This is a genomic window from Streptomyces sp. GC420, assembly GCF_009916105.1.
Taxonomy (GTDB): Bacteria; Actinomycetota; Actinomycetes; order Streptomycetales; family Streptomycetaceae; genus Streptomyces.
In genome coordinates this window covers 1-1,204 of record NZ_JAAAXQ010000763.1, presented here as the reverse complement: position 1 = coordinate 1,204, position 1,204 = coordinate 1, and the positions used below count along the sequence as shown (strand labels likewise).

Sequence of the window (1,204 nt, the reverse complement as noted above, 5' to 3'; positions counted from 1 at the left end):
GTATAAGAGACAGAGGCGGAGGCGGACGGCGCGGCGCGCGTCGCCCTGAAGTTCCTGCCCACGGACGGGCTCGCGCCGCGGCAGGCCCGGGGCCTCGTGGACAGCGCGCGGCGGGAGATCGAGTTCGGGCGGCTGGTACGGCACCCGAGGCTGATCGGGCTGCTGGACACGCTGGTGATCAGCGATCCGGAGCGGCCCGGCCTCGACGGGGCCCTGGTGCTGGTCATGGAGCGGGCCGAGCGGAGCCTTCAGGACCTGCTCGACGGGGCCGTGCTCGACGGCTCGGCGACGGTCGGCGGAAGGGCGGCCGGTGAAGAACCCGCCGGTGAGGCGTCGGCGGCTGCGGGGCCGGTCGGTGGGGTGCCCGCCGGTGAGAGGGCGCGGCTGCTCACCGGGATCTGCGAGGGGCTGGCCCACCTGCACGGCCTCGGCTGGGTGCACGGCGACCTCAAGCCCGGCAACGTCCTGATCATGGCGGACGGGGCCGTGAAGCTCTCGGACTTCGGTCTAGCCGCCGAGCTGGGCGGCACGCAGGGCACGCACGGCTGGATCCCGCCGCTCGGCACGCCCGACTACCTGCCGCCGGAACGCTGGAGGGCCCCGCTCGGCGAACGTGGGGTGCAGGTGCGGCCGAGCTCCGACATCTGGGCCTTCGGCATCGTGATCCACCAGGTGTTCGCCGACGGGGTTTCGCCGTTCCCCGGGGCCACACCGACGGCGCGCGGGGCGGCCGTGCAGGAGTATGCCGAGGGCCGGTCGCCGCTGCGGATGGCCTGCTCCGTACCACCGTTCTGGCGGGAGCTGGCCGCCGACTGCCTCGCTCCGACGCACGCGGCACGCGCGGAGCACACCGGGCAGCGCCTGCTGGACCGCATCCGGGCGGCGGCGACGGCAGGCACGGCAGGCACGGCAGGCACTGCGAGCACGGCAGGCACGGCGAGCACGGCGGGTGGGGCCCCGGTGACCGCGGAACCAGGGGCGGAAGGGATACCGGAGGCACCGGAAGTACCGGCGGGAGCGCCACGGCGGCGAGGGCGCAGAGTGCCGCTCACCGCCGCCGTGATCGCCGCGGTCGTCGGCCTGGTCGCCGCCGTGGCGGGCGCGGCGGGGCTGGCGGGCTCCATGATCTGGCCGTACGACGAGGAAGGCGAGGGCGTCGCCCGCCCGGGGCCCGCCCGTACGACCGCCCCGGCCAGGGCCGAGG

General features: G+C 76.0%; 1 protein-coding gene. It reads left to right on the top strand.

The genetic code is table 11. The annotated features are described in order from the left end of the window. Window positions 1-45 precede the first annotated feature (45 nt). Window positions 46-1,204 (top strand): protein kinase domain-containing protein (locus GUY61_RS38460; protein ID WP_398958461.1); only part of this gene is annotated, 1,159 nt, incomplete at its 3' end.